This window comes from Ideonella sp. P3_A4 (assembly GCF_056403075.1).
Genome location: NZ_JBFUGE010001030.1, coordinates 1 through 1,435, shown reverse-complemented (window position 1 = coordinate 1,435; position 1,435 = coordinate 1). Strand labels below are relative to the sequence as shown.

At 64.6% G+C, this 1,435-nt stretch carries 1 protein-coding gene and 1 pseudogene; both read right to left on the bottom strand.

What is annotated here, in order from left to right; genetic code table 11:
• Nucleotides 1–596 (bottom strand): substrate-binding periplasmic protein (locus AC1DYI_RS35525; protein ID WP_477208796.1); only part of this gene is annotated, 596 nt, incomplete at its 3' end.
• 178 nt (nt 597–774) lie between these two features.
• A pseudogene (locus tag AC1DYI_RS35520) lies at nt 775–1,435 on the bottom strand (polyhydroxyalkanoate depolymerase); the annotation flags it as partial.

Here is a 1,435-nt window from a genome sequence, read left to right as displayed (position 1 = left end):
TCACCGGCCTGGCGGGTCAGGTACAGCGCGTTCAGCTCGTTCGAGATCCACAGGTCGACGCGGCCGAGCTTGAGCTTTTCGTAGTTGAACTCGTACTTGTTGCTCGACTGCAGGTTCTTGCCCAGCACGAAGCCTTTGCTGACCAGGTACTGCTCGCCGGCGTCTTCGTTGACGGTGGCGATCTGGAACTTGCGGGCGTCTTCGAGCTGCTTGATCGGCAGATTGCGGCCGGGGCGCGAATACAGGGCCCAATGCGTCGGCGCAATCACGCCGACCCACTTGAAAAGCTTTTCTCGTTGGGGCGTGCGGGTGATCGAATAGATCAGCACGTTCTCTTCGTTCAGCGCAATGTCGTAGGCGCGGGCCCAGGGCATGCTCTTGATCGGCGCCTGCAGGCCGACTTCCTTCAGCACCGCCTGGACCACCTCGGTGCTCAGGCCGGTGATCTGACCGCCCTGGGTCATGTTGTAGGGCGGCAGCTCCTCGGTGACGATGCGCAGGTCAGCGTTGCCGGCGTGAGCGGCCAGCGTGCACAAGGCCAGCGCCGCCAGGCCAAGCTGGCGGAGGTGTCTGACGGCAATCGAGAACGGGCTCATGCGGTGGTGACCTGATGAAGGCGCCTTGCCCGGAGAGGGAAGCGCGCCGCTCCGGCTCGGGTGAGCCGGGCATACGTCTCAGGTATCGACCGCTGCGGCGTGGAGTTGAGCGGTTAGCTCATCCATCAATGCCGCTTCTGCGTGCACCGGTTGGCATGAAAGCCACCGGCGCGTCTTTTTAGCCTGCTTTGCGGGACCGCTTCACAGCAGCCTTGGCGGCCGGCTTCGCCGCCCGGGGCTTGCGCGCGGCCGCCTTGGTGTCACCAATGATCTCTTCCGGCTGGTTGAAGCGCTGGATGAAGGCGCGCAACTCGGGGTAGACCTTTTCGCGCCAGCGGCGGCCCGAGAAGATGCCGTAGTGGCCGGCGCCAACCACGTCGTAGTGGAACTGGCGCGTCTTCGGGATGCCGGTGCACAGCTCGTGGGCAGCGCGGGTCTGGCCGGCGCCGGAGATGTCGTCCAGCTCGCCTTCGATGGTGAGCAAGGCGCTGGCGGTGATGTCTTGCGGGCGCACGTGGGCGCCGTCGACCTGCCAGGTGCCGTTGACCAGCGCGAAGTCCTGGAACACGGTCTTGATGGTGTCCAGGTAGTACTCAGCCGGCATGTCCAGCACGGCGTTGTACTCGTCGTAGAACGTGCGGTGGCCTTCGGCGCTGTCGTCGTCGCCGCGCACCAAGTCCAAGAAGTAGTCGTAGTGCGAGCTGAGGTGGCGGTCCGGGTTCATCGCCACGAAGCCGGTGTGCTGCAGGAAGCCGGGGTAGACCTGACGACCCGCGCCGGGGAAGTGCGGCGGCACGCGGTAGATGACGTTGTTTTCGAACCAGGAATAGCTCTTGTTC